Origin of the sequence: Photobacterium sp. Hal280 (genome assembly GCF_037162255.1) — a bacterium.
GTDB lineage: Bacteria > Pseudomonadota > Gammaproteobacteria > Enterobacterales > Vibrionaceae > Photobacterium.
In genome coordinates, this window is the sequence record NZ_JARLUO010000004.1 from 49,886 (window position 1) to 73,683 (window position 23,798).

At 47.5% G+C, this 23,798-nt stretch carries 22 protein-coding genes, 1 other RNA gene and 1 pseudogene; 10 read left to right on the plus strand and 14 right to left on the minus strand.

Annotated elements, in window-relative coordinates:
- Positions 1-658 precede the first annotated feature (658 nt).
- From P4S53_RS08705 to P4S53_RS08715, 3 genes are all read right to left on the minus strand, one after another.
- Entirely contained in the window at positions 659-1,027 is a 369-nt protein-coding gene (locus P4S53_RS08705) for a hypothetical protein (protein ID WP_337112374.1), read from the minus strand.
- Complete coding sequence (locus P4S53_RS08710) at positions 990-1,217, minus strand: hypothetical protein (protein ID WP_337112375.1); 228 nt, start codon at positions 1,215-1,217, stop codon at positions 990-992. Before P4S53_RS08710 ends, P4S53_RS08705 begins: the two co-directional genes overlap by 38 nt.
- Positions 1,218-1,703: 486 nt before the next feature.
- Positions 1,704-2,594, minus strand: coding sequence for a LysR family transcriptional regulator (locus tag P4S53_RS08715; RefSeq protein ID WP_337112376.1), 891 nt, complete (start codon positions 2,592-2,594; stop codon positions 1,704-1,706).
- Between the two features lie 113 nt (positions 2,595-2,707).
- Here P4S53_RS08715 and P4S53_RS08720 point away from each other — a divergent pair, with 113 nt between their 5' ends.
- The 6 genes from P4S53_RS08720 (at position 2,708) to P4S53_RS08740 (ending at position 8,642) form a co-directional block, all read left to right on the plus strand.
- Positions 2,708-3,613, plus strand: a complete 906-nt coding sequence (locus tag P4S53_RS08720) for an alpha/beta hydrolase (protein WP_337112377.1) — start codon at positions 2,708-2,710, stop codon at positions 3,611-3,613.
- A 232-nt stretch (positions 3,614-3,845) separates the two neighbouring features.
- Positions 3,846-4,778: an alpha/beta hydrolase gene (locus tag P4S53_RS08725; RefSeq protein ID WP_337112378.1), complete on the plus strand. Its 933-nt coding sequence runs from the start codon at positions 3,846-3,848 to the stop codon at positions 4,776-4,778.
- A gap of 370 nt (positions 4,779-5,148) precedes the next feature.
- Positions 5,149-5,613 (plus strand): MarR family winged helix-turn-helix transcriptional regulator, encoded by a 465-nt coding sequence (locus P4S53_RS08730; RefSeq protein WP_337112379.1) that lies wholly within the window; start codon positions 5,149-5,151, stop codon positions 5,611-5,613.
- Positions 5,610-7,547 (plus strand): FUSC family protein, encoded by a 1,938-nt coding sequence (locus P4S53_RS08735; protein ID WP_337112380.1) that lies wholly within the window; start codon positions 5,610-5,612, stop codon positions 7,545-7,547. The genes P4S53_RS08730 and P4S53_RS08735 overlap by 4 nt, the downstream gene beginning before the upstream one ends.
- Entirely contained in the window at positions 7,540-7,770 is a 231-nt protein-coding gene (locus P4S53_RS22640) for a DUF1656 domain-containing protein (RefSeq protein ID WP_442958651.1), read from the plus strand. The genes P4S53_RS08735 and P4S53_RS22640 overlap by 8 nt, the downstream gene beginning before the upstream one ends.
- Positions 7,767-8,642 (plus strand): HlyD family secretion protein, encoded by an 876-nt coding sequence (locus tag P4S53_RS08740; protein ID WP_337112381.1) that lies wholly within the window; start codon positions 7,767-7,769, stop codon positions 8,640-8,642. The genes P4S53_RS22640 and P4S53_RS08740 overlap by 4 nt, the downstream gene beginning before the upstream one ends.
- A gap of 1,278 nt (positions 8,643-9,920) precedes the next feature.
- Here the strand turns inward: P4S53_RS08740 and P4S53_RS08745 are convergent.
- The 6 genes from P4S53_RS08745 to P4S53_RS08770 form a co-directional block, all read right to left on the minus strand.
- Positions 9,921-10,703, minus strand: coding sequence for a hypothetical protein (locus tag P4S53_RS08745; RefSeq protein ID WP_337112382.1), 783 nt, complete (start codon positions 10,701-10,703; stop codon positions 9,921-9,923).
- 418 nt (positions 10,704-11,121) lie between these two features.
- On the minus strand, positions 11,122-11,541 hold the full coding sequence (locus P4S53_RS08750) for a hypothetical protein (protein ID WP_337112383.1): 420 nt from the start codon (positions 11,539-11,541) through the stop codon (positions 11,122-11,124).
- Between the two features lie 175 nt (positions 11,542-11,716).
- On the minus strand, positions 11,717-11,995 hold the full coding sequence (locus P4S53_RS08755) for a hypothetical protein (protein WP_337112384.1): 279 nt from the start codon (positions 11,993-11,995) through the stop codon (positions 11,717-11,719).
- 83 nt (positions 11,996-12,078) lie between these two features.
- Positions 12,079-12,411 (minus strand): hypothetical protein, encoded by a 333-nt coding sequence (locus tag P4S53_RS08760; RefSeq protein ID WP_337112385.1) that lies wholly within the window; start codon positions 12,409-12,411, stop codon positions 12,079-12,081.
- Between the two features lie 1,044 nt (positions 12,412-13,455).
- Positions 13,456-13,552, minus strand: an RNA gene (gene ffs / locus P4S53_RS08765) — signal recognition particle sRNA small type.
- Between the two features lie 151 nt (positions 13,553-13,703).
- Positions 13,704-14,435, minus strand: coding sequence for a hypothetical protein (locus tag P4S53_RS08770; protein ID WP_337112386.1), 732 nt, complete (start codon positions 14,433-14,435; stop codon positions 13,704-13,706).
- Between the two features lie 39 nt (positions 14,436-14,474).
- Here P4S53_RS08770 and P4S53_RS08775 point away from each other — a divergent pair, with 39 nt between their 5' ends.
- Positions 14,475-14,789: an MGMT family protein gene (locus P4S53_RS08775; RefSeq protein ID WP_337112387.1), complete on the plus strand. Its 315-nt coding sequence runs from the start codon at positions 14,475-14,477 to the stop codon at positions 14,787-14,789.
- A gap of 212 nt (positions 14,790-15,001) precedes the next feature.
- Here P4S53_RS08775 and P4S53_RS08780 read toward each other — a convergent pair whose 3' ends face one another.
- Positions 15,002-15,424 carry a YbaY family lipoprotein gene (locus P4S53_RS08780; protein ID WP_161444096.1) on the minus strand — a complete coding sequence of 141 codons (423 nt, stop codon included), beginning with the start codon at positions 15,422-15,424 and terminating at the stop codon, positions 15,002-15,004.
- 129 nt (positions 15,425-15,553) lie between these two features.
- On the opposite strand from P4S53_RS08780, the gene tesB reads away from it, so the two are divergent.
- Positions 15,554-16,420: an acyl-CoA thioesterase II gene (gene tesB / locus P4S53_RS08785; RefSeq protein WP_337112388.1), complete on the plus strand. Its 867-nt coding sequence runs from the start codon at positions 15,554-15,556 to the stop codon at positions 16,418-16,420.
- 132 nt (positions 16,421-16,552) lie between these two features.
- On the opposite strand, the gene P4S53_RS08790 is transcribed toward tesB, so the two are convergent.
- The 3 genes and pseudogenes from P4S53_RS08790 to P4S53_RS08800 all read right to left on the minus strand — a co-directional run bounded on the left by P4S53_RS08790 (position 16,553) and on the right by P4S53_RS08800 (position 20,813).
- Entirely contained in the window at positions 16,553-18,337 is a 1,785-nt protein-coding gene (locus tag P4S53_RS08790) for a SmdB family multidrug efflux ABC transporter permease/ATP-binding protein (RefSeq protein ID WP_337112389.1), read from the minus strand.
- A pseudogene (locus tag P4S53_RS08795) lies at positions 18,334-20,077 on the minus strand (SmdA family multidrug ABC transporter permease/ATP-binding protein). The gene P4S53_RS08790 and the pseudogene P4S53_RS08795 overlap by 4 nt, the downstream one beginning before the upstream one ends.
- Positions 20,078-20,336: 259 nt before the next feature.
- Positions 20,337-20,813, minus strand: coding sequence for an Lrp/AsnC family transcriptional regulator (locus P4S53_RS08800; RefSeq protein ID WP_161459897.1), 477 nt, complete (start codon positions 20,811-20,813; stop codon positions 20,337-20,339).
- 135 nt (positions 20,814-20,948) lie between these two features.
- Between P4S53_RS08800 and P4S53_RS08805 the strand changes: the two genes are divergently transcribed.
- Both P4S53_RS08805 and queC read left to right on the plus strand, forming a co-directional pair.
- Entirely contained in the window at positions 20,949-22,016 is a 1,068-nt protein-coding gene (locus P4S53_RS08805; RefSeq protein WP_337112390.1) for a PLP-dependent cysteine synthase family protein, read from the plus strand.
- An 80-nt stretch (positions 22,017-22,096) separates the two neighbouring features.
- Positions 22,097-22,819 (plus strand): 7-cyano-7-deazaguanine synthase QueC, encoded by a 723-nt coding sequence (gene queC / locus P4S53_RS08810; RefSeq protein WP_337112391.1) that lies wholly within the window; start codon positions 22,097-22,099, stop codon positions 22,817-22,819.
- Between the two features lie 151 nt (positions 22,820-22,970).
- On the opposite strand, the gene P4S53_RS08815 is transcribed toward queC, so the two are convergent.
- The gene (locus P4S53_RS08815) at positions 22,971-23,747 is read right to left on the minus strand and encodes an isocitrate lyase/PEP mutase family protein (RefSeq protein ID WP_337112392.1); all 777 of its coding nucleotides are present in this window, start codon (positions 23,745-23,747) and stop codon (positions 22,971-22,973) included.
- Positions 23,748-23,798: the final 51 nt, after the last annotated feature.

Below are 23,798 nucleotides of genomic sequence, written 5' to 3' on the forward strand. Positions count from 1 at the left end.
ACCGATTTAGCCATTGTCGGTTTGCCTGAATGCTGGCTTTATGGTTTACCCTTACCGCATGTCTTATTTACAAAGCTATTATTCGAAATAATTCCGTTTTATTTTTTTATTCTGGATTTATGCTTATTTCGTTCATTCCAAACGATTCCTTCGTATGTAAACAACGAAAAATACAACATAACGCTAGGTATCAATATGCCTATTTCAAATCTTGCTGAAACACTCTCTCTGCAACAATCAGAAAGTGTTCAATCTGTCATTATGAGCGCTGCAAAGGTTTACCGACTCTCTCTTTCAGCTAAAGAATTCGCCACAAAACAGTCCAAACTACAGTCGCCATAGCAAACGAGCTAAAATTTGTTGATGTGCCGATAGAAATACCTGTATGAGGCGAAATCCACCACCTTGCCATTGATACAACTGCACTCAAAGTAATCGGGGACAGTGGATACAGGCACTCACCCTTTTATAAAACCAGTGTCAAATAAAGCAACGGAACAGATCTGAGCTAGCCATGATAGCTAGCCCATGATTGGGTTAAATATGTAAACAACCTTGCTGTTCTGCAACCTATAAATTTCTCATAAATTGCATAACTACTCGGCTACATACTGTATATTTTCAATTTAATTAACATCTCATGATAATATGAAGTCGACTAGCAAGCGTTATCTGAACAAGTGAATTGATCTTCAGAAACCTTGATATGACCGCTAAGTTGATTAGTTCCATTATAATTATAATCTAATGACCCTGCTGAAGAACCAAAGTTACCATCGTCATTAATGTTATGAGCATCAAAGCTCACCGCAATAACTGGATAATTGCTGATGTCAATTTTCAGGAAATGGTCTAGGCTTCCTTCACTTGAATAAGATATTTTCAAGTTCCGTGGTGTATATTTAAAGTATTTTCCAGAATCGTCTGAAGTTAACATGATAATATTACTATTCGTCGTAATTTTTAAGTCCGCATCATTATCACCAAAGTTAGAGAGAGGCTGGATCATAGCTTTGATTACACACATCTGTACTTGCTGTAATGTTACATGTAGATAATATGTCACCAATTAACAAGCTGGTCGCGTCTAAAATGTCCTCTGCAGCACTTCTTGCTTCAGAACTGGATAATTCACTGGAAAGGGCCTGTTCTACATCCTCAGAATCACAACCAACGAGCACACCAGCAACTGCCGCTGCGAAGATGAATTTTTTCATTCAGTTATTCCCATTGTCAATTTAGTTAATAATTAACGTATAAATATTGATATAAGTTTAAGTTTGGGGTCAAAAAAATTGCTGAATTTCGTATATACGACAACAAACTAGCCATCTAAGGCTAGAAGGCTTCAATTATGATGTCAAATGCATATATTGATAATTGTTAATTGGGATTGAACATCGTTATCGTGACATCAAAGAGCTGTCCATACTCGAACAGGATCGATCAATATATGGAGATGTGAATTACGCTAACATAGAAATGAAGCATAAGGTGACATCACCTTGCCTTCGCTTAACTCCTACACCAGAGCGTGTAAGATTTTTTCTTTCATATCGTCACGACAACGAAACAATGCCCATTGCTATGGAAAGCCGCAATGCGGTTGTGGATAAATCGACTCAGGGGGATTGCCCTAAATCGTTACATTCAGAATAGAAAAGTATCTCGCATCCACATCCAGGTGAAAGACACTTTATTCATTATTTAGAATGTTTGAGTGCGTCTAGGATTACCTTAAAAGCCGCGGATGATTGAAGCCTGCTGGTGTAGTAGAGGTAATAGCCGGGATGTGTAATACAGTAAGACGGCAAGACAGATATGAGTTGGCCTGAATCGATAAACTTCAACACTAACGCCTCTGGCACATACGCGTAGCCATAACCATCAAGAGCTGCTTGTACCACTTGATTAACACCATTGACGACGATTTGTCCTTTTACACGGATCCTATATTCGTGCTCGTCAACAATAAAGACCCAAGGGAAGTGATCACCGTGAGTAGGAAGTTTTAGATTAATACAAGGTAACGAGACTAAATCACTTGGCACTTCAGGCAAAGTATCTTGCTGTGCACAATCTGGAGAAACAACCAGGGACATTTTATGCTCATTACTGATTTGCATTGCAATCATGTCTTTTGCAATTAAACCGCCACGACGAACTCCGGCATCAAACCCGCCTTTCGCAATATCCACTAAACCATAATCCGTCATCAACTCGAGATTTATTTCTGGGAACTGCTTAATGACAGGGGAAAGCTTAGGCCAAAGTACTTGTTGAATGGCATATTCATCGGCTGAGATACGCACTGTTCCAGAAGGCGTATCACGGAGTTCCCCTAACTGTTCTAGACCGATGTTAATGTCTTCGATTGCTGGTCCCACTAATGCAACTAACTTTTCACCAGCTTCTGTCAGCGTAAGGCTACGCGTCGTTCGGTGAAGCAGTTTGAGTTGCAGACGCTGTTCCAAGTTGCTTACTGTTTGACTCACTGCCGACTGTGAGGTTCCGGCGAGTGCCGCCGCCCGGGTAAAACTCCCCTCTTTGACCACATTCAAGAAAGTCACCAGGTCACTCAAATTCTCTTTCATAGATTCATAAGCTCTTCTTATAAGAATGTTCACATTATTCGCGCTAATCAAAGGGTATGTCTAGACCTAAAATCTTTCTCAACAAAACAGACGACACCAGAGAGGGATTCATCATGAAACCAGTGAACTTTATGAAGGCTGAAATCAAAATGGCTGGAAACCTGTTCTTTCCGGACAATTTTGATGAAAGAAATCAATACCCCGCCATAGTTCTCGTCCACCCAAGTGGTGGTGTAAAAGAGCAAACTGCAGGGCTTTACGCTGAAAAGCTGGCACAACATGGCTTCATCACATTGGCATATGATGCTTCGTGTCAGGGTGCGAGTGAAGGAGCGCCGCGTCACATAGAAAATCCTTACCAACGCGTTGACGATATCAGGGCTGCAATTGATTATCTGATCACTTTAGATTGCATTGACTCTGAGCGCATCGGTCTTATGGGGGTATGCGCTGGCGGTGGTTATGCGACTCATGCAAGCATGGTTGACCGCAGAGTGAAAGCATTAGGCACGGTGAGTGCCGTCAACTATGGCGATATGTATCGTTTTGGCTGGGATGGCACTCAAACGCCTGATCAGGCGATGCCATTACTAGAAATGGCCGCAGAGCAGATGAGCGCTGAAGCTAAAGGGGCTGAGGTGGGCTATCTTCCGACAACACCAGCCTCAGCAGAAGAAGCACCCAATAAAGACTTTGCAGAAGCTTATGAGTACTACCGTACGGAACGGGCCAGGCACTGTAATGCACCGAGTAAAATGACGACCCGCAGTTTGGCACAACTCGTCACCTATGATGCATTCAATCATGCTGAAATTTTCCTGACGCAGCCATTGTGCATCATTGCCGGCAGTGAAGCAGGTACTCGCTGGTTAAGCGAACAAATTGTTGAACGAGCAGCAAGTGAAAACAAATCGCTTCATATCGTTGATGGGGCAACGCATATCAGTATGTATGACAAGCCAGACAACGTAGCCGAAGCGATGAGCAAACTTGCGCCATTCTTCCTTCGTCATCTATAGGTCATCATTGAATTATGCTGGCCGTAGTAGAAACTTGATTACCGTCTTTTTAACACTCGAAAGCTACCTGAGAAAAGGTAGCTTTTTTTGTTTCAAGTAATCGCGCTTTATTCATAAGAATTACTTATATCTGAGTTCTCATTATGGCATCTAATCAAAGAAACGGTCCAAGCCTATACTGAGTTCACTGTCTCAGGACACCTATTCAATGCATCAAACGAGGGCCGATAAAATGAAGAACGTCACTTTTAAAAATCGCGACTGGGATGTCGCCGCGACGATACGTTTCCCGGATAATTTTGACTCCGCGAAAAGTTATCCCGCGATTATCTGTGCACATCCAATTAGTAGCTGTAAAGAACAAACGGCTGGGAACGTCTATGGTGAGGCATTGGCTAAATCTGGTTTTATTACACTGGCGTTCGACGCTTCAACCCAAGGTCAAAGTGGTGGCCAGCCTCAATACAGTGAAGATCCAGGTACGCGAACAGAAGATTTTCGCTGTGCGGTCGATTATCTCGTGACACTGGATTATGTTGATGCGGCACGAATCGGTGTACTGGGTGTATGTGGTGGCGGTGCTTATGCAGCTAACGTGGCGATGACAGAAAAGCGTATCAAAGCGGTTGGTACGGTTGTAGCAACCAATTATGGTCGCATGATGCGTGAGGGAGACATGTCACCCGACGCTGCTCTGAACTTGCTGGAAACGATTGGCCAATTACGTACAGCCGAGGCTCGTGGAGAAGACCCGCTTATCGTTGGCTATATTCCATTCAATAATCAGGCAGAGCGAGAGGCGGCAGGAATCGAGGATGTTGATATGATCGAGGCGATTGATTATTACCTGACACCACGAGGCCAAGCGGCAGGTTCGCCGAACAAACTACGTTTATCAAGCACTGGGCCTGCAGTCGGTTGGGATGCTTTTCATCTTGCAGATAAACTGCTAACACAACCATTACATGTCGTATTAGGCAGTGTTGCAGGTGCCTTTGGCTCATACCGAGATGGTTTCGAACTGTACACGAAAGCACGCTCAAGTGAAAAATCAATTCAGGTTGTTGATGGTGCGAGTCACTATGACCTTTATGATCAGCCAGAAGCGACCTCAAAAGCACTTGAGCAATTGGTGCCGTTTTACCAAAAACACTTGATGGACTAATACGTGACTCAAAAGAAAAGACGTCAGGGTTGACGTCTTTCTTTTTTGAAATGACTCAATTTATGGCAATTCTCCCATTTTTAACCGCAGTTAAAAGTAGAAGTTAAGCAGCCATCAAAGGGGGATTTACCTCCGTGGCCTTGTGTGGTCGCTCATCAATCACAGTTCTCATGGACTTTCTGATACAAAAACGGGCACTTTTCACGCCATAAAAAAGTAGCCCCAAAATACTGGGGTTTTAATCCTCATCCTGCCTGCCACACAAAAAATACATTGCCTTTAAAACTATTGCTAAAGCAACATTATTTTCCTATCATCCGCTCCACGCCACCACGAATGGCATACAAAAATCTTGATATGAGGCATGACTATGCAAGAAAAAATCGCACTTCTTCACGAACTCACGAATAGTCTTCAACCAGTCAGACGCGCCTGGAAACGAGCCGTATCTGAAATTATCGCGGATTACGGTATTTCGATGTCCCTGGCAAGCGCCGTTGTTCTGGTGTATCGAAATCCACAAGGTTTAAATCAGAAATTGTTAGCTGAGGAAATTGGCATCAATCCTGGCGCTTTAGTTCGACTATTGGATCAGGCTAGCAATGAACAATTGCTGGAACGCCGTGAAGATACTGCCGATCGCCGAATCAAAACTCTGCATATCTTGCCAAAGGGAACCGAGATCGCGGTAAGCATAGAGCGGGCAGCGGACGCGTTGCGCCTTGAGCTGATGAATGACGTTGATTTGGCAGCGATTGAACAAGCAACTCAAGTATTGCGGTTGTTTGAAAAGCGGGCCAACGAGTTTGTGCTGCAATCCAAGTCCAATAAATGAACATCACGCGTCAACAATGGCTATTTGCCGCCAAAATTTATGTATCGGCCATGCTCGCCTATTTTGTCGCGGTAGAGATTGGATTAGCGAACCCTTACTGGGCGATGGTGACGAGCTGTGTGCTCAGCAACCCTTTGTCCGGCGCTGTCCGTGCCCGAGCCACATACCGGTTTGCAGGAACATTATTTGCTGGCCTCGTCTCACTGCTACTCTCAGCCTGGCTAGCGAGTGAACCTTTCATTTTGGTGATCGTTACAGGCCTGGTTGCCTCTACAACCCTTGCTTTGTCTTTTGCCGACCGAACACCAAGCGCTTACAGCCTGCAATTGGCTGGCGTCACCATGATGTTAGTGCTGGTTGCGTACATCGGTCAGCCAGAACATATATTTACGATGGTTGTGACGAGAGTTGTCGAAATTTGCATTGGTATATTATCGGTCACCTTCGTCGATACGCTGTTTTTTCCGGGAACCACGCAACCCATGCTTCAATCTCGAGTGGATAACTGGGTCCGTGACCTTAAAACATGGCGTGATGATTGCCTCGCTGGCATTGCCGATCATTCGACAGACTCTGACAGATTGGCAGTTCTCAACGACATTTCATCATTGTCTCTGTTGGTTTCAACCATCAAGCGTGACCACGCTGTTGATCGGCAGACACGCCAAGCCGTCATCGCACTGCAAAGACAAATCATGAAGATGATTCCGACGATTTCTGCACTGGGTCATGCCATACACAACTTATCTTCTGAAACACGTGAACGCCTGTTACCCAGTTCGGAAAGCCTGAAAACCAATAACGAAGCATCGGAAATTCAACCGATTGAGATACCTGCCGCGGTTTATCATCAATCTTCCCCGTGGGAAAAACTGGTGCTCAATCGAATTCAGATACTGCTCAACCAGCACATTCAAGACTGGGAGTATGTCATTGCGTTTCAACGCCTTATGGAAGGAAAGCCCATTCACGGTTTCATGCGCTACGCGGCGATGAAGGCCAGAGCATTTCCGCTTCTGCCAGACACGGGCTTGATGTCACGCATGTTCGTCGGGATATTACTGACGTACTCGTTGCTCAGTGCCGTCTGGTATCTGACAGGATGGACTCAGGGCCCCAACTTAGTCTTGCTGGGTGTGGTGGCGATTAGCTTTTTTGGCGCCAGCGATGAACCCGGTCTCGCTATCACTCAGTTTGGACGCTTTGCATTTATCGCCACCTTTACCGCGTTTATTTTGGGATACCTGTTGTTACCACTGGCAAATAACCAAACCAGCTTTCTGGTGATCATGGCTGCTTTTATGTTGCCAATGGGAATTTGGGCATCAAGAAACCCGTTCGCGATGTTGGTTCTGGCATTGAGTCTGAGTAACATCAACTTCCAAAATCATTACGCACCTTTCGACATTGGCATCTTTTTGGAAAGCTCTGTCGCAACGTTAACAGGTATCTTTGTCGCTTTCGTTGCCGTCGCATTATGCCGCCGCTGGGGAGCACAACATGCACTGCACCAACTGTTGGAGCGCGAGCAAAAAGATCAACAGGCACTGACGCACAGGTTTGATGACGTAGCAATCGAAAACTACGTGATTCGCTCCTTAGACAGAATAGCTTTACAGCTATCAAGGCTAGGCGCAACGCTCGGTAAAGACACTCTCATCCTTCTGACTCAACTCAGAGCCAGCATCATAACGGCCAAATTGAGACAATTAAGTAGCGAACACTCAATGCCCTCAACATTGCAACCACTGCTGAAAAACCTCAGCCAGCGCCGTGACAGCCAATCTCAATTGACCGACGAATGGCTCAGACAAATTGATCTCAACATTCAGCATGCGAACCATGAAAATCAAACTGACGTGTTACATCTATTAACCGGATTGCGAATCGCCCTCTATCCAACAGCACCACACTGGAAACCATCTGATGCTTAACGAACTCGATATTTTGGGGATATATGTTTCACCATTGCTGTTATGCATGGTGCTCGCTTTCTTTCTCAGAATCTTACTCTCCTACTTACTTTTAAAGACAGGTTTCTATCGACTCATCGCGCAAAGGCCCGTTTTTGACTCAGCCCTCTTTGTTGCTCTTACCGGCTTGGTCTTTCACGTATTTGCGATCATCACAACACCAACTGGTCATTCACTACCATGATTAAAAACAAAGTTGTATCGAGCTTTAAAGTCCTGATGACGGCAAGTACAGTGCTTCTAGCCGGCGTCGTCGTTTGGAATTTATACAGTTACTATCACTATGCGCCGCAAACTCGGGATGGAAAAATTCGTGCAGATATCGTTCCGCTTGCCACCGATATTTCTGGAAACGTAGAAGCCGTCTATGTTCACGATAACCAGGTCGTTAATAAGGGCACACTGCTGTTTAGCTTAGATAAAAAGCGCCTGAACAGTGAAGTGACGCAAGCCAAAGCAATGGTGAAACAAGCTAAAGCAACACTTCACGCCGCTGATCGGGAATACAAACGCTATCAGCGATTAAATAACGCCGTCTCGGCGCAGCAACGTGACGATAAACGCGATGCACTCATTTTGGCTCAGGCCAGCGTGGATAAGTCTTTAGCAGACCTAGAGCTGGCTGAAATTAACCTGAGCAGAGCCGACATCTACTCGCCGGTTAATGGTGTGATCACGAATTTCTCTCTCAGACCAGGGACATTCGCCTCAGCTGGCGTCCCAGTCATGGCACTCGTTGATCAAAATAGTTTTTATGTCTCCGGATATTTTGAAGAGACAAAACTAAGTCGTATACAGAATGGCGCACTCGCCACCATCTTCGTGATGGGCGAAACCAAACCGATATATGGGCATGTTGAAGGGTTATCAGCGGGAATCAACGACAGTGAAAGAACAACAGCTTCAGGAACATTACTGGCAAATGTGAATCCGACATTCAGTTGGATACGCCTCGCTCAGCGCATTCCAGTTCGGATCAAAATAGATACGATTCCAAAAGACTTCACTTTAATTGCAGGACGAACCGTTTCAGTTTCACTAGAAGAGTTTAAATAGTTGAAGGGCAGTGAGTTAGCATAAATGCTATTACTCTTCATGACATTGTGGCTGATAACGCTACTCTGATTTCTTCTCGAGCTTCAAGCGTTCAATGTTGCTTGCTGCTTTTCGGGAGCTTTGGCTTGATACCACTGCCCACATCCCCTTTAGCGTGACAATTCAAAACTATAGCCGCGTACTTTACAGGGATTACACAGTGCTCAAATGCAGACACTACCACCATCAAGACCGATTCTGACCCCCAATATGCAAACATCCCCACAATTATTCATTATCGGCTGATGGTATGTCTGGCTGTGAGGTATGTCGCGCTTGAGTTCGGTATTTCTATCAGCATGATTTCATACGCACCAGATACGCTTTGCTGGCATAAAAGTATCCAGAAATGCCTTTTTATTCTTTGCTGCTGTCCCGGCAGGTTGTCGGCTTCCCGCCGCCGACAACCTGAAAATTCGCCCTGAATTTCCCCCTGGGGAGTGGGAAACTTTGGGGTCAAAACTCGTTTTTGGACATTTCCGAGTTAAAGTCTTAACTCTAACTCGTTCATTTCAGATTAAAATTTCTATGAGTTAACTCCCAATTAAGATGTGAGCAATACTACCACCTTCTTAAATCACTGCACCGTAAACACAAAAGTCAACTTAAAACAAAAATATCAAGCATTGCGAACCACTCTTAAGTTAATTGTTATACGTATTTTTAGTTAGGTTCAATATTTGGCGCATCTCCTGGTGTTTTTTTTACAGAATCCATCCACCCATTAGTTATTCCAACCTTATCTAAACAATATGATTGAAATAGTTTCCCTACAACTAAAGCGCACAACATCGCAATACCTGCTAGGTAACTAAGATGAAGTACAAAAGATAAGCTAGCCAAAGCTAGCAGCGTCAGACTAATAACTGTGAACACTTGATTTTTTTACTGTTTATTAATAGAGCCACGTTCTTTTGAGGAACTCTGTACTTTAAAAAAATCCAATATGTCATAGACATGGTTGCAAAAACAGGAAGACAGATTGCAAACAAGATAGTGGATAGCGATAACCAAAAACCAAAATAGTCGGGGTTAACATTGGTCATTACTAATAAAGCAGTAGCCGAGTAACCCGATATCACTGCATACATCCATTGATATTTTTCAATAAACACACGTTTTCCTTATTTCCTAGGCTCACTACGCATAATACCACCAAGCTAAAACACAGCAACTGCAACCACCGCAGCTCATTAGGACTAGAACTACCACGCGTTACAGTCCTTCTTGGTGCGTTTATTAGGTGCGTTTGCAAAGTTTATCAAAAAGTTCATTTTCTCTCGCTGCGAATTCATTTCTTATTGAATCAGCAACCCTTTCAGCTTCGCTAGAGAACGCATCAAGTTCTGACTTAGTAATCACAGTTACTGTTGTAGAGACTCTTTCAGAATGATAAGAACTAAATTTGAAACAGCTACGCTGCACTTCCTGAAGCTCTAACTCACCAGTTTCATTGAGCCAACATTCGAACAGTGGAGAATCCACCACGATAACAGGAAAACAATAACACAATCTGTCTGACACGTTACATGTGCGATCTTGTATATAACCCAAACAAGCTTTGATTACTCCAATAGCTGCCCCATAAGCTGGGTCATGGTCACCTCCCATAGCCTGTCGAAAATCATAACCAGCATATTTCGATGTCTCTGTATAATCTCGGATATACTCTAATTCACCGTTAATTAGTTTATCTACAAAGGCTTCTCTTCCGGCGACTGAAGCGATACAAAAGGAATTTAGCCTGTGGTAACTATCTGACAGTGTTTTGCCTTTAAGTACAACCCAAGGCTTTTTTGATGCTTTACATTCCATTACGTAAGCAACATCGATCATACCTTTACTGGTTTGATCAATATGTATTGCCAATACATCTATTTCTCTGCTTTTATCAGATTCAAAGTCTTTATAGTCGTAAGATTGATACACATCGAAGCTTTGCTTTCGAAAGCTAAGGGCAGTTTTCATTTCTAGCGGAAAACCTGTTTTATTCATCCAATCTAGAACTTTATTCGACAGCATCTAATTATTTCCTCTTAGCACCTAACGCCATAAACAGCGGCCGAGCTTAGCGAGATCCAGCCCCGTAGGGGCGACGCTGACTTTGCTTGTTATGTGACTTACCATTTACGAGCAAACCGTGACTTTACAGTTGTCGATATGTAGGAATTGAGTCCATACCCCTGTACAGCAAGGACTTTCATCCGTTCAACCACTGCCGCACCTGGCCTTAGGTTCGTATATTGATAATTTCGGAACCTACCAGACTTAAACCGAACAGTAATTGAATCATCCGCAACTTCATAAGATTCAATATTTGAATTTCCATTCATGTTTGTATAGGGTGTCATAAAAAGTCCATTTTCTCTGTGGTAGCATCAACCGACTTACCAGATAATGCTTAAATATTGATTGGGTTAGTTCATAAAATTTATGTTGGTTACATAGTAACGGAACTACATTTAGGGCACCTATACCTACCAAGATCATGGAAGGTTGAAGGAAGCTCCGACTCTGGAAATAATTTCCCGTTGTCGCTGTAGCACCTAGCACAATAGGGCCCCTGAGCCTCCCCTTCTTTTGGAGACTTTAAAAAATAGTGGCCCTTGTCGAAAAATACCTCATCGGTTTGATATAATTGGTTCTCTAACTCTTTTAATTTATTTCTAAGTTCTTGGTTCTCAACTCGAATTTCAGAAACTTGTATTTTTGCTTCAGACAAAGCCTCAATTAGATCAGCTAGTTTTAGCTTCACTTCAGCATCTTTTAGCAATGAGTCAATATTCCTTAGTTCTTTCGTAATATCCAATGCAGTTTTTATTGATGTTAACCCTGCGGATATAGATGCAATATCTACCATTTCAAACACCCTCTTTACTCACTTAACGCCAAGCTAAGCGGCAAACTTGGAGTGGACGTTTTTGTGCTCGCGTAGCGTTAAAGCACAAAAATCGGCCATGGAAAATTTGTCATTTCTTGAGCGCCTTGTTAGCTGAAAAATGATTCAGGATATGCATCATGTTCAGCGTAATATATTAAAAATGACAAGCTTTCTCGTTATTTGGTTGCCTGCCACCGTGATTTGAAGCCCAGCCCTCAAGAACCTCTTGGACTATAAAGACCTCAAGGAAATAGGACTTGCCAGGGCATCGTTTTCTTGCGAATTCACTAGTTTTCATTTCAAGTTCTTCGTCCGTCATTTCTATCACAACAGCTTCAGACTTAGGGTGATAAGAGCCATCAACTTTTTGTACGAATATTGTTCCTTCATCATCGAAGGTATCTATAGCATTTATGACTTCGAAGAGTTTCATAATTCCCTTTTACAGCTAACGCAAAGAGCAGTTTCAAAATTCGTGACATGTATTTTGTCAATTGCTTCGCCTTGTTATACGAATCATGCAACTTTAATAGCAACGGTATATTTCCCTCCCATTTTAGGAGAGCTCCCCTTAATTAACAGTGAGTTATCGTTCGGGTTAAAAGAGTATTCTTGCCAATCTGGAGAAAAATCTAAATGATAATAATCTGAAGTTAGTTCAGCTTCTTCTGTTATTGTAATATTCCCGTCATTGTATCCATTTCGGATGAATTTGACGGTTGTAATTTCGCTAACATTCCGTCGTTTACTTCTGAACTCAACTAACGCTTGAAACGTGCAATTACCATAGTCATCACGCTTTAAACTAAGATTATCTACAAAATCTTGCATAGCTAAATGTGAACTCATTTTTCCTCCGATTCGTATAACATTTTATTAGTGCGCATGCGTGTTTACCACGTTAGGCTAGTGAAAACGAGCACAGTTCACTATCTGTATGTAAAGAACTTATCAGCTTTCTATCAAATACACCCTCTGGAAAAAACGCGCATGCGTGTTTTCCAAAACTATTAACTAATTTGGTGTAAGTGTATATAATTGATTTTAAGTGGTTTTGATAATTTCAGATTAAAAAATGCGCAAACTAATGAGGTTAAAAGCGCAAAAAGCTACTTAAATTAGAATATGACTGTATACCCATCCAGTTCCGCTCACTCATGAAGAGGCGCTAAAAACGGGTTAATCAATAAGAACTGTTAGGGCAAGTAGTTCGTCAATTTTCGATTCACTAAACGAGTGCTAGCAAGCTTTGGGGCATCAGCGTGCTATTTAGCACAGCAACCCATTTAGTTACGCTACCGCCCTCACGTTCGCAAAATTCCGTGCCCCTAATCTATCCAGCATAGCTGCATGCAGAACTGTACACACAGTGCAATCACATAGATGTGCGCTCATTAACAGATTTATGGGAAAATGAAGTGGTTTGAGCGCTGTAGAGTTGCGGATCTAACAAACTTTGGGGCAATTATGAGCTTAAGTATGACGCGCGAAATAGGGTAAAAATTCAGGACGAATTTTTAGGTTTTCGGCGCCGGGAGCGCCTACAACCGACCCGGACAACATCAGAGAATTCAAAGGCATTTCTGGGTACTCTTTTTGCTGGAAAAGAGTACCTGGCGCGCATCAAACCATGTTGAATGAAATACCGAACTCAAGCGCGACATACCCTCTCATTGCAAGGAATATACGCCACAATAATAACTCTCCAACAACGAGCAAACTATCGTTACTCACTCTCCCCAAGGGAAAAATGCTGAGGAGCTCTCCGAATATAAAGCGCGACATGCAAAATCACCAAATGGCGAATTGGGAATGCCACAACACAGAGCAATTTAAAGAATCAGGAAGTCACTTTTGAAGCAGGAAATTGGCAAACGCCAGATGGGTGGAGACCCCCACCAGCCACATCCCGGCACACACGTCGCTCGCTGCGGCTGCTCCCTTCCAGGCCTGACCGGGTTCACGAGTTAGTGTTGCGGGAGGACCAATGGGGGCCTCCATAGATTCGATCTCTCACTGATAACCGTTTCAGATCATTGCGAGAACGGGACGGATTATCCACTAACCCCAATGACATTGCAAGGCATTGGCAAGCCGCGTACTGCTGACTGCTGGATTATTGCCCATCTAACAATTTTCCTTCAGCTGCTTTCGAGTTCGTTCAGTAAATATTCGGCCAGCGAGGCACTGCCCAGTACCAGCAGCCAGGAGACTAAAACAGGATTAGGCACTTCAAATTCAGGGATCACCACCAGGGTGGCAAACGCAATCGCCGGCAAGACCCAATTGAGCCTGGATACCCAAACCAGCTGGCTCTGCTGGTACAGCGTCTGGAGTGCGACAATAACACCGATGATGCACAGTACGACCAGAGCGGCCGGTGTCAGCCCGCCAAGCCATAAGGGCACTGCCAGCAGTAATGGCCAGCCATAATTGGCTTGAACCGGGCGCCAGTAACGGGCAGCAAGCCAGATGAAACACACCGCCAGAACCTGCAGCAAGGTGTAACCAGCCTGCCCCGTCAGCTTTTCTTCGCTTTGCAGTGCCAGTAAGCCTGCATCCATGGCGATCACGACCGCAAAGAGTAAGGCCGCGACCTGCCAGTTGCCCCGGGGCGAGAAAGACACAGTCAGGACAGGAAGCATCATCAGCAGGCTCACCGAGAGCGCGAGTGGCTGAAAAGGCAATACGGCACCAAACATACCGATGCCCATTAGCAGCAACACAGCAGGCAGACCGCCTTGCGGCAATAGCCACAGCGCGGGGATAGCAACCGCAAGGACAGTTAAATGATGCTGTGCGAGCCCGAGGGCGCTGACCCCGACAATGGTCAGTAACATGCTCATGACAGCCAGGATTGTGGTATATAACATTTGCACCTCCCTGCACAAATTGTTACCCAGGATCCCAATATGGACGACTTTAAGCATCAAATCTACAGCCAGATCACGCAGATTCCTTATGGCAAAGTGTCGACTTACGGTGATATTGCCCGCTTTGCAGGCTTCCCCGGTTATGCCCGTCATGTGGGAAAGCTGTTAGGCCAGCTGCCGGAAGGCTCTACGCTACCCTGGTTCCGGGTGATCAACAGTCAGGGGAAAATTTCACAGCAGGGTGATGACTTCCTGCGCCAGCGGCAATGTCTGATCGCTGATGGCATTGAGGTTTCTGCTACGGGCAGGGTTGCTTTGAAGCGTTACCGCTGGGATGGGTTTCCGGTGGCGTAGCGGGAAGAATATCCCCCGAAACTTGGTGCCCTGAAGACCCCCTCCTAGCCTCCCCCTCCACGAGGGGGAGGAACAAAAGCAAAGGACCCGACATTAAATACTGAGCTATTCCCTCCCCTTTTCAAGGGGAGGAACAAGAGCAAGAGCCTTGAATTGCACCCAAATGCAAAAAGCCCGGCGATGGCCGGGCTTTAGGGATTCTGATTCAGAGATTACTGGCTGACGCGTACCAGCATCAGATCCAACTGAGTGGTTTTGGACGGATCGGTAATCACATGATTGGCAGTATCCGTGATGAACAGCAGTTGGCCGTTCACTTCGATTCGTGCGCTCACAGCATAGGTATGAGAAGGCTTAATCTCTTCTTCCATATACTGAAGGCTGAATGAAAAAGGCACCTGCTTGCCTGCAGCCAGATACGACTGGCGGCTGATCACTTTCGCGGGCGCATCCATCAGAGAAACATCTGACAAGGTCACCGTAATCAGCGCATCATCCGGAAGCGCCATACGCTCACGATACGTCAGATTACCTTCAACTTTTCCGACACCTGCTTCTTTATTGATCATATTTGTACATGCTGAAATAACCATAGCTGTGACCAATAAGGTTAGTAACGCAAACATCTTTTTCATCGTTGTACCCTGCCCTTGATATTCCTCCCACAAACTGATGGTTCTAACACTTCGGAACCTTCCGCCTTGAGTTTATGGGTAACTAACTGTAAAAATTTGGCTAATAATAGCATTATAACTGGAGCTCCGATGAGCAAAGAACTGAACGAACTTCTCAATCTGTTGCACTTAGAACAACTGGAACAAGGTTTGTTCCGCGGCCAGAGTGAACATCTTGGTTTACCCCAGGTCTATGGTGGTCAGGTCATCGGACAATCCCTGTCAGCAGCGAAAGAAACTGTGCCGGAGAACCGGTTTGTCCATTCCTTCCATAGCTACTTCCTGCTGCCAGGTGATCCGCAAAAACCGATTATCTACGATGTCGAAAACCTGCGTGACGGCAAAAGTTTCAGCACCCGTCGGGTAAAAGCGATTCAGAACGGTCGCCCTATCTTTTACCTGACCGCGTCTTATCAAGCGCTGGAAGACGGTTTTAACCACCAGTTTCCGATGCCTGAAGAGGTGCCGCCACCCGAGTCGCTGAAATCAGAACAAGACCATGTCAAAGCCATCGCAGACCAGCTGCCCCGTAAATTTGTCGAGACCTTTGGCTGCGAGCGACCGATTGAAGTCCGTCCGGTCACAGTGATCAATCCGCTCCATCCTCAATCAGAGGCGGCCAAACAATACCTTTGGATAAGAGCCAATGGTGAAATGTTGAACGATCCTCGCATACACCAGTACCTGCTGGCCTACGCCTCTGACTGGGGTTTCCTGGTCACTGCCCTGCAACCCCATGCCGTCACCTTGCTGACCCCGAAAATGCAGGTGGCCACCATCGATCACTCCATGTGGTTCCACCGCCCGTTCCGGATGGACGACTGGCTGCTGTATGTCATTGACAGTCCATCAGCCAGCGGTTCACGCGGTCTGGTACGGGGTGAGATTTATAACCGTGACGGCGAACTGGTTGCTTCCGCCGTACAGGAAGGTTTGATGCGCAAGCGTGAAGACTGATTCATTTCACAGACGTTCATCTTACGGATCTTAAGTACTCACTCACGGCAAAGCTCCCGGAATAGCGATATGCCACCATTATCCCGGGAGCCATTTATAGTGAATGACTTGTACATTTTTGTCAGGCTGATGTCAATTTTCTGCTGTCTCTGCAGATGCTTCTTCCAAATGGTGGAGGTGATCACTCGCCTGCTGCAACTGGTACATTTGCCAGTACTGTTTTCGCTCAGAAAGCAAACTGAAATGCGTGCCTCTTTCAATCACTTCGCCATGGTGCAATACCACAATTTCATCAGCATCCATGATGGTTGAAAGCCGGTGCGCAATCACCACAATACTCATGTTCTGACGCAGCACCGAAAGCGCATGCTGAATTTTTTGCTCTGTCCCTGAGTCAATATTGGCGGTCGCTTCATCCAGGATCAGCACTTTCGGCTGCTCGACCAGTACGCGTGCCAGCGCCAGTAACTGCTTTTGTCCGGCAGACAGATTCACTTCCCCGCCCCCCAGCACAGTGTCCAAGCCCAACTCGTATTGTTGCACCTGTCCGGCCAGGCCGACTGTCTCTAAGGCGTGCCAGATCTGATCATCAGTCATCTCCCGGCCCAGGCTGACATTTTCCCTCACGGTGTCACTCAGTACATGCGGATCCTGCTGGACCATGGCGATGCCCTGACGCAACACAGGCCGACTCAGGCTTTCCAGCGCACGCCCGTCTAACTCAACGCCGCCTTCTGAACTTGGATAGAAGCCCATCATGAGCGAAGCCAAGGTACTTTTGCCGCTGCCCGTATGGCCCACCAGCGCCAGAAACCCCTGATGCGGCAGCTCAATATCAATGTTACTCAGCACTTTCTGCTTGCCGTCATAGCTGAAACTCAGATGACGGCACGCCAGATGCCCGCTGGTCAGTGGCTTTTCATCCTCACCGTATGCTTGCTGACGTGAATCGATCAGCGCAAAGATCCGCTCGCTGGCCACCAGTGCCTGCTGGAGCAGAGATAATTGCTGCGTCATTTCGATCAGCGGCTCAGTCACCCGGCCCAGATAGCTCAGAAACGCATACAGCACTCCGACCCCGATCAGCTCGGTGCCACCAAAACCAAACAGCGCCACCAGCGTCAGCAAGGCGATCCCGGACAACAAATCAATCAGGGGTCGCAGCAGCATGCTGTTCAGTTTGGTCACGCCGATTTGCGCCTTCAGGTGCTGATCGGTCAGCCCGGCAAAATAGGCACGAAAGGCTTTTTCCTGCCGCATGAGCTGGATCAGACTCATCCCCTGAATCGACTCGCTCATGGAAGAATTAATGTCCGCCAGCAAGTCGCGCATCCGCCGGTAGGCACTGGCACTTTTGTGCTGGTAGACCACCATCACGCCCACCACAACCGGCAACAACGCCAGTACCACCAGGGCCAGACGCCAGCTCATGATAAACATCACAGTGAGCATCACCACAATCAGAGTGACGTTCTTTAAAAAAGTCGCAATCACAAAAACATAAAAATCTTTAATCGATTCAGTGTCATTGGTCAGCCGGGAGATCAGCTTGCCACTGGGCATGTAATCAAACGCCGACAAAGGCTGGTTCATCACCCGGGCAAACAATTGCTTGCGGACTTTCTGCACCACGCCGATGGCAATCTGATTAAAACGCAGTGACTGGGCATACTTGAACACACCCGCCAGAATCATCAGCGCGAGATACGCCGCCACCAGCGTCGCCACATCGGCGACCGGAAACTGATCAACCGCAATGTAATGGTCGATGAAACGCTGCAGCAACCAGGGGCCGGACACATCCGCCAGAGAAGCCACAAACAAGAGCGCGATCGCAATGAACAGGTTGCGCTTATCATCCAGTGCGTATCTGAGCAGCCGCTGCAGTACCGCCCGGTTTACCGCCTGTGTTTTCATTGCGCCTCCTCAATCGCTTGTTCCAGTTTCTGGTAGCGGTACATCTCGGCGTACCAGTCGTCATTGTTCAGCAAAGCAGCGTGTTTCCCGCGCTCGCTCACCTGGCCATGCTGCAACACCACGATTTCATCGGCCTGCTCCAGCGCGGTCAGGCGATGGGCAATCACAATCACGGTCTGTCGCTGAGGCTGACTGCGCAGGTTATGCAAGATCCTGTGCTCTGTTTTGCCGTCGACAGCCGACAGCGCATCATCCAGCACCAGAATTTCAGCATTGAGCAGCAGCGCCCGGGCAATCGCGATACGCTGTTTCTGGCCGCCGGACAGCGTAATGCCCTTCTCTCCGACCAGGGTGTTGTAGCCCTCAGGGAACAGCAGGATGTCTTCATCAATACAGGCTAATTCGGCAGCGTGACGGATGGCCTCCAGACTGGCATCCGGCTTGCCCAATGCGATGTTTTCGGCAATTGAGCGGGAAAACAGGAACGGACTCTGACTGACCACGGCAAAACGGCTGCGCCATTGTTCCAGCACCGCGTCGCGGATACACACGCCGCCATACGCAATGCGACCATGGTTCAGCTCCTGCTGGCGTAACAACAGCGCCAGCAAGGTGGACTTGCCGCACCCGACCGGCCCGGCCAGCCCCAGCATCTGACCCGCCGGTAGTTGGATCGCCAGATCCTGCAGTGCAGGCTGGCGTTGCTGCGGCCAGGAAAACGCTTCAATCCGGATATCCAGCGCCTGACGGGTGTCCGGCAGTGTCTGGGTGCCGCTGACAATCGTCGGGGCCTGATCCAAAATTTCCTGCAGGCGTTTCCATGCCGCTGAGCCGCGCTCAAGAATATTGAACAACCAGGCAATAGCCAGCATCGGCCAGATCATCAAGCCCTGATAGAGGGTAAACGCGGTCAGATCGCCCAGAGTCAGCTCGCCCTGATGAATCAGATAAGCCCCGCCACCGACGCTGAGGAAAAAGACATCCCAATCGTCAGCTGGATCACTGGGTCAAACTTGGCGTCTACTTTGACCACACCAAAATTCTTTTCACCGGCATGGTCAACAACTTTCTCAAACGCCGCCTGCTGCCTGTGCTCCAGACCAAAAGCGCGGATCATCCTGACGCCGTTCAGCGACTCCTGAGTGGTATCTGTCAGGGCAGAAAAAGCCGCCTGCGATTCACTGAACCTGTCATGCAGTTGGCTGCCAAAACGCGAGACCAGCAAGGCCATCACGGGCATCGGCAGGAGCGCGAGAATGGTCAGTTGCCAGCTGAGCTGGGTGGACATAATCAGCAACACCGCCAGGCCGGTGATCAGTGAGTCCGCCGCGGTCAGTACGCCTTCTCCGGCGGTCATCACCAGCGCATTCACATCATTGGTTGAGCGGGCCATCAGATCACCGGTTTTGTGGCGCTCAAAAAATTCGGCGCCTGCCGGGTAAAATGGCGATAAAGCTTGTCTCTGAGCACAGTGCCCAGCTTTGCAGCACTGCCAAACAACCACAGACGCCAGACGATCCGCAGCACGTACACCAGCACCCACATCGCAGCCAGCCCGCCCAGCCACATCAGCATGGTGTTGAGGGTCATTTTGCCTTCAACCACACCATCAACAATCCAACCCACGGCCCGGGGTGGGATCAGTTCAAAAAAGGCAATGATGACAAAAATCGCAATTGCGCCGCCATATCGCCGCCATTCTTGCCGAAAGTACCACCTGAGTTGCCAAAAAACCTGCATGTTTCCTCCAGCAAAACACGCTCTGCTCACGAGAAGTAAGCGGAAGAATAGAAAAATATAATCAGATCGGGTGGATCGAGAGGATAAAATCGCTTATCACACTGAGGTGACAATCTAGCAACATATTGGCAAAAAGACAGGCTGATTATCAACCCAAATGTAAGGAATGGCAGCAAAACAGCAGGTGATGCTGCCTATTTTCACGGCGTTAACGGAATATTCGTTTTTATACAGTGCTTTTTCAATACAAATCAGAGATTTATAAAGGCAGCGCTGTGGTGTATTTCAGGGGCTCCATCGCAAAGGTAGAAGTCACATTGGTTAATCCGCTGATACTGTTGACCAGTTTTTTATAAAAGCTGTCAAACGCAGCCATATCTGCCATCTGAACTTTCATCATGTAGTCATATTCACCAGCCATGCGGTAGAACTCCATTACTTCCGGAAACTCACTGACAGTCGCGACAAAACGGTGATACCACTCCTGTGAATGATCGCTGGTTTTTATCTGCACAAAGGCAATGAATGACAGGCCTAATTTGACCGGGTCCAGCAAGGCCACCCGCCGCTTCAGGATTCCCGCTTCTTCCAGCCGTTTTAACCGTTTCCAGCACGGTGTGGTGGTCAGATTGACCGCTTCTGCTAAATCGTTGAGTGACAGGCTGGCATCCATTTGCAGCAAATCCAGCAGTAATCGGTCCGTGGTATCTATTTCCGCTATATTCCTTTCGGCCATATTTTTCCCTGAAATGTCTATTTTGAAGAAAAAATTTCTATAATTAATCAAATCAACAATAATAATAGCAAAGAAATTTCCATTCGTTTGCGTAAACTTTCATTGAGTTAATCAGTCAATTTTCAAGGATGTTTCATGCGTCATGATCCACTCTGGGTGAACCAGGCCATCAGAAAAATCGAAGCCGACTTTCAGCGCTCTGCCGATACTCATCTCATCAAACTGGATATTCCGGCCATTGAAGGGATCGACCTGTATCTGAAAGATGAAAGCACCCACCCGACCGGCAGCCTGAAGCACCGTCTGGCCCGTTCCCTGTTCCTCTACAGCCTGTGCAATGGCTGGATTGGCGAACACACCACTATCATCGAATCCTCGTCGGGCAGCACCGCGGTCTCTGAAGCCTATTTTGCCCGGCTGCTCGGCTTGCCGTTTATTGCCGTGGTGCCGCGCCGGACTGCCCGTAAAAAAATTGAACAAATTGAATTCTATGGCGGCCAGGCACATTTTGTGGATGATCCCTGCCAGATTTATGACGAATCTCGTCGTTTGGCTGAAAAACTGAACGGTCATTACATGGATCAGTTTACCTATGCGGAACGTGCCACTGACTGGCGGGGCAATAACAATATTGCCAAGAGTATTTTTGAGCAGATGCAGTTAGAAGCGCACCCGATACCAACATGGATCGTCATGAGTGCCGGCACGGGCGGCACCTCCGCCACCATCGGCCGCTATATTCGCTATCAGATGCACGGCACCCAACTGTGTGTGGTGGATCCTGAGCATTCGGTCTTTCACGATTACTACCTCACCCGGGATCCCAACCTGAAAGGTGAGCGTGGCAGCCGTATTGAAGGGATTGGCCGTCCGCGCGTCGAGCCAAGCTTCATCCCGGATGTCGTCGATGACATGCGCACCATTCCGGATGCCGCAAGTATCGCCACTGTGCACTGGCTGGAGAAACTGCTGGGCCGCAAAGCCGGCGCCTCTACCGGCACCAATCTGTACGGTGTGCTGCAGCTCGCCAGTGATATGAAAGCGCGCGGCGAACAAGGTTCCATCGTGACCTTGCTGTGCGACAGCGGTGAGCGCTACCTGGATACCTATTTCGACACCGACTGGGTCGCCAATAACATCGGTGACATTCAGCCCTACCTCGATCAGCTGACGGCCTTCGAACAGACAGGGCAACTCAGCTGAGGCTTCACGCCGGGTAAGCATGAGTGAAGGGACGGCTCACTTGGCATATCCTGACTCTCAGGGTAGGATGTGCCTTCTTTTTGAACCAGATTCGGAGCAGCACCATGCGCAAAGCCGTTGTCGTTTTCAGTGGCGGACAGGACTCGACCACCTGTTTAATTCAGGCTATGGCCAATTATGATGAAGTCCATTGCATCACCTTTGACTATGGTCAGCGCCATAAACTGGAAATCGAAGTGGCACAGGCCATTGCGAAAGACTTAGGGGTTGCCGCGCACAAGGTGATGGACGTCGGCCTGCTCAATGAACTGGCCATCAGCTCACTGACCCGGGACAATATTCCGGTGTCCCATGCGCTGCAAGAGAACGGCTTACCCAATTCCTTTGTGCCGGGTCGTAACATACTCTTCCTGACGCTGGCAGGCATTTACGCTTACCAGATCGGTGCAGAAGCCGTGATTACCGGTGTGTGTGAAACCGACTTCTCCGGCTACCCGGACTGCCGCGATGCATTTGTGAAATCACTGAATCAGTCCCTGGTGCTGGGCATGGATCGTCCGCTGAACATTGAAACGCCGCTGATGTGGCTCAACAAAGCCGAAACCTGGGCGCTGGCCGATCAGCACGGGAAACTGGATTATATCCGACATCAGACCCTGACCTGCTACAACGGTGTGATTGGTGACGGCTGTGGCAACTGTCCGTCCTGCGATCTGCGCCGTGATGGCCTGGAGTCTTATCTGAATGATAAAGAAGGTGTGATGAAGTCGCTGACCGACAAGCAGGCAGCCAACCGGGCATAAATGCTGATCTGACATCTAACAAAAACGCCGGCCGCACCATGCGGTCGGCAGCCATAAACCTGAATGTGTTTCACACCGACTCAACGTCCTCACCCGAGATCACGCTCTCCGCTCCCATTCTGAACTGGATCAACAGCAGCAGCAAAACCGCTCATCCGGCCGTGCCCGTACCGAACAGTGATTCGCACGATCCCGATTGTTTTATCCCACCCCATAGATTAAGCAGATATCGGTGCATCGCATCATGAGCAAAGTTACCGGTACTGATCCGTTTTACCCCCAAGCCCGCCAATTCATCAAAGGCAGGCAACTCAGGCATTGCCATCACATTCACCGGGAGCCGACTTGCTGCAACAACGGCCTTGATATCGTCAGCCTCAGTTAGACAAGGCACAAAGAAGCCATCAGCACCTGCCCTCTGATAAATTTGAGCGCGCTTGACCGTTTCGGCGCAAGCATGGTCTAAACCCAGTAAAAATGCGTCGCAGCGAACATTGAGAAAAACCTCCGTCTGGTGTTGTTGCAGGATCGCTTTCACGCCCGACACTATCGCCGCAAATTCCTCCGCCGGAACAAGGGTTCGTTCTGTGTCGACCCGGCTGTCTTCAAGATTAATCCCGACCACACCCAACGCCGCTAATTGCTGAATATGATGGGCGATCACGTCCGGATTCCGGCTGAACCCGGCTTCAATATCCACACTGAGGGGAAGCTTACTGACTGCGGCAATACGCCGAACCATAAAAATGAGCTCAGCAAACGGGATGTGTTCGCCATCCTCATAGCCCAGTAAACTCGCGATGGCTGCACTGGAAGTCCCTAACGCCTGATAACCGGCCTGCTGAGCACAACGGGCACTGGCAGCATCCCAAACATTTCCGATGATGAAAGGCGTCGTTTGCTGATGTAACTGCTTAAATTCTTGCATGATGTCTGTCTCCTGACTGGAAAACCACAAATGGGCCGGGCTGTTCCCTGC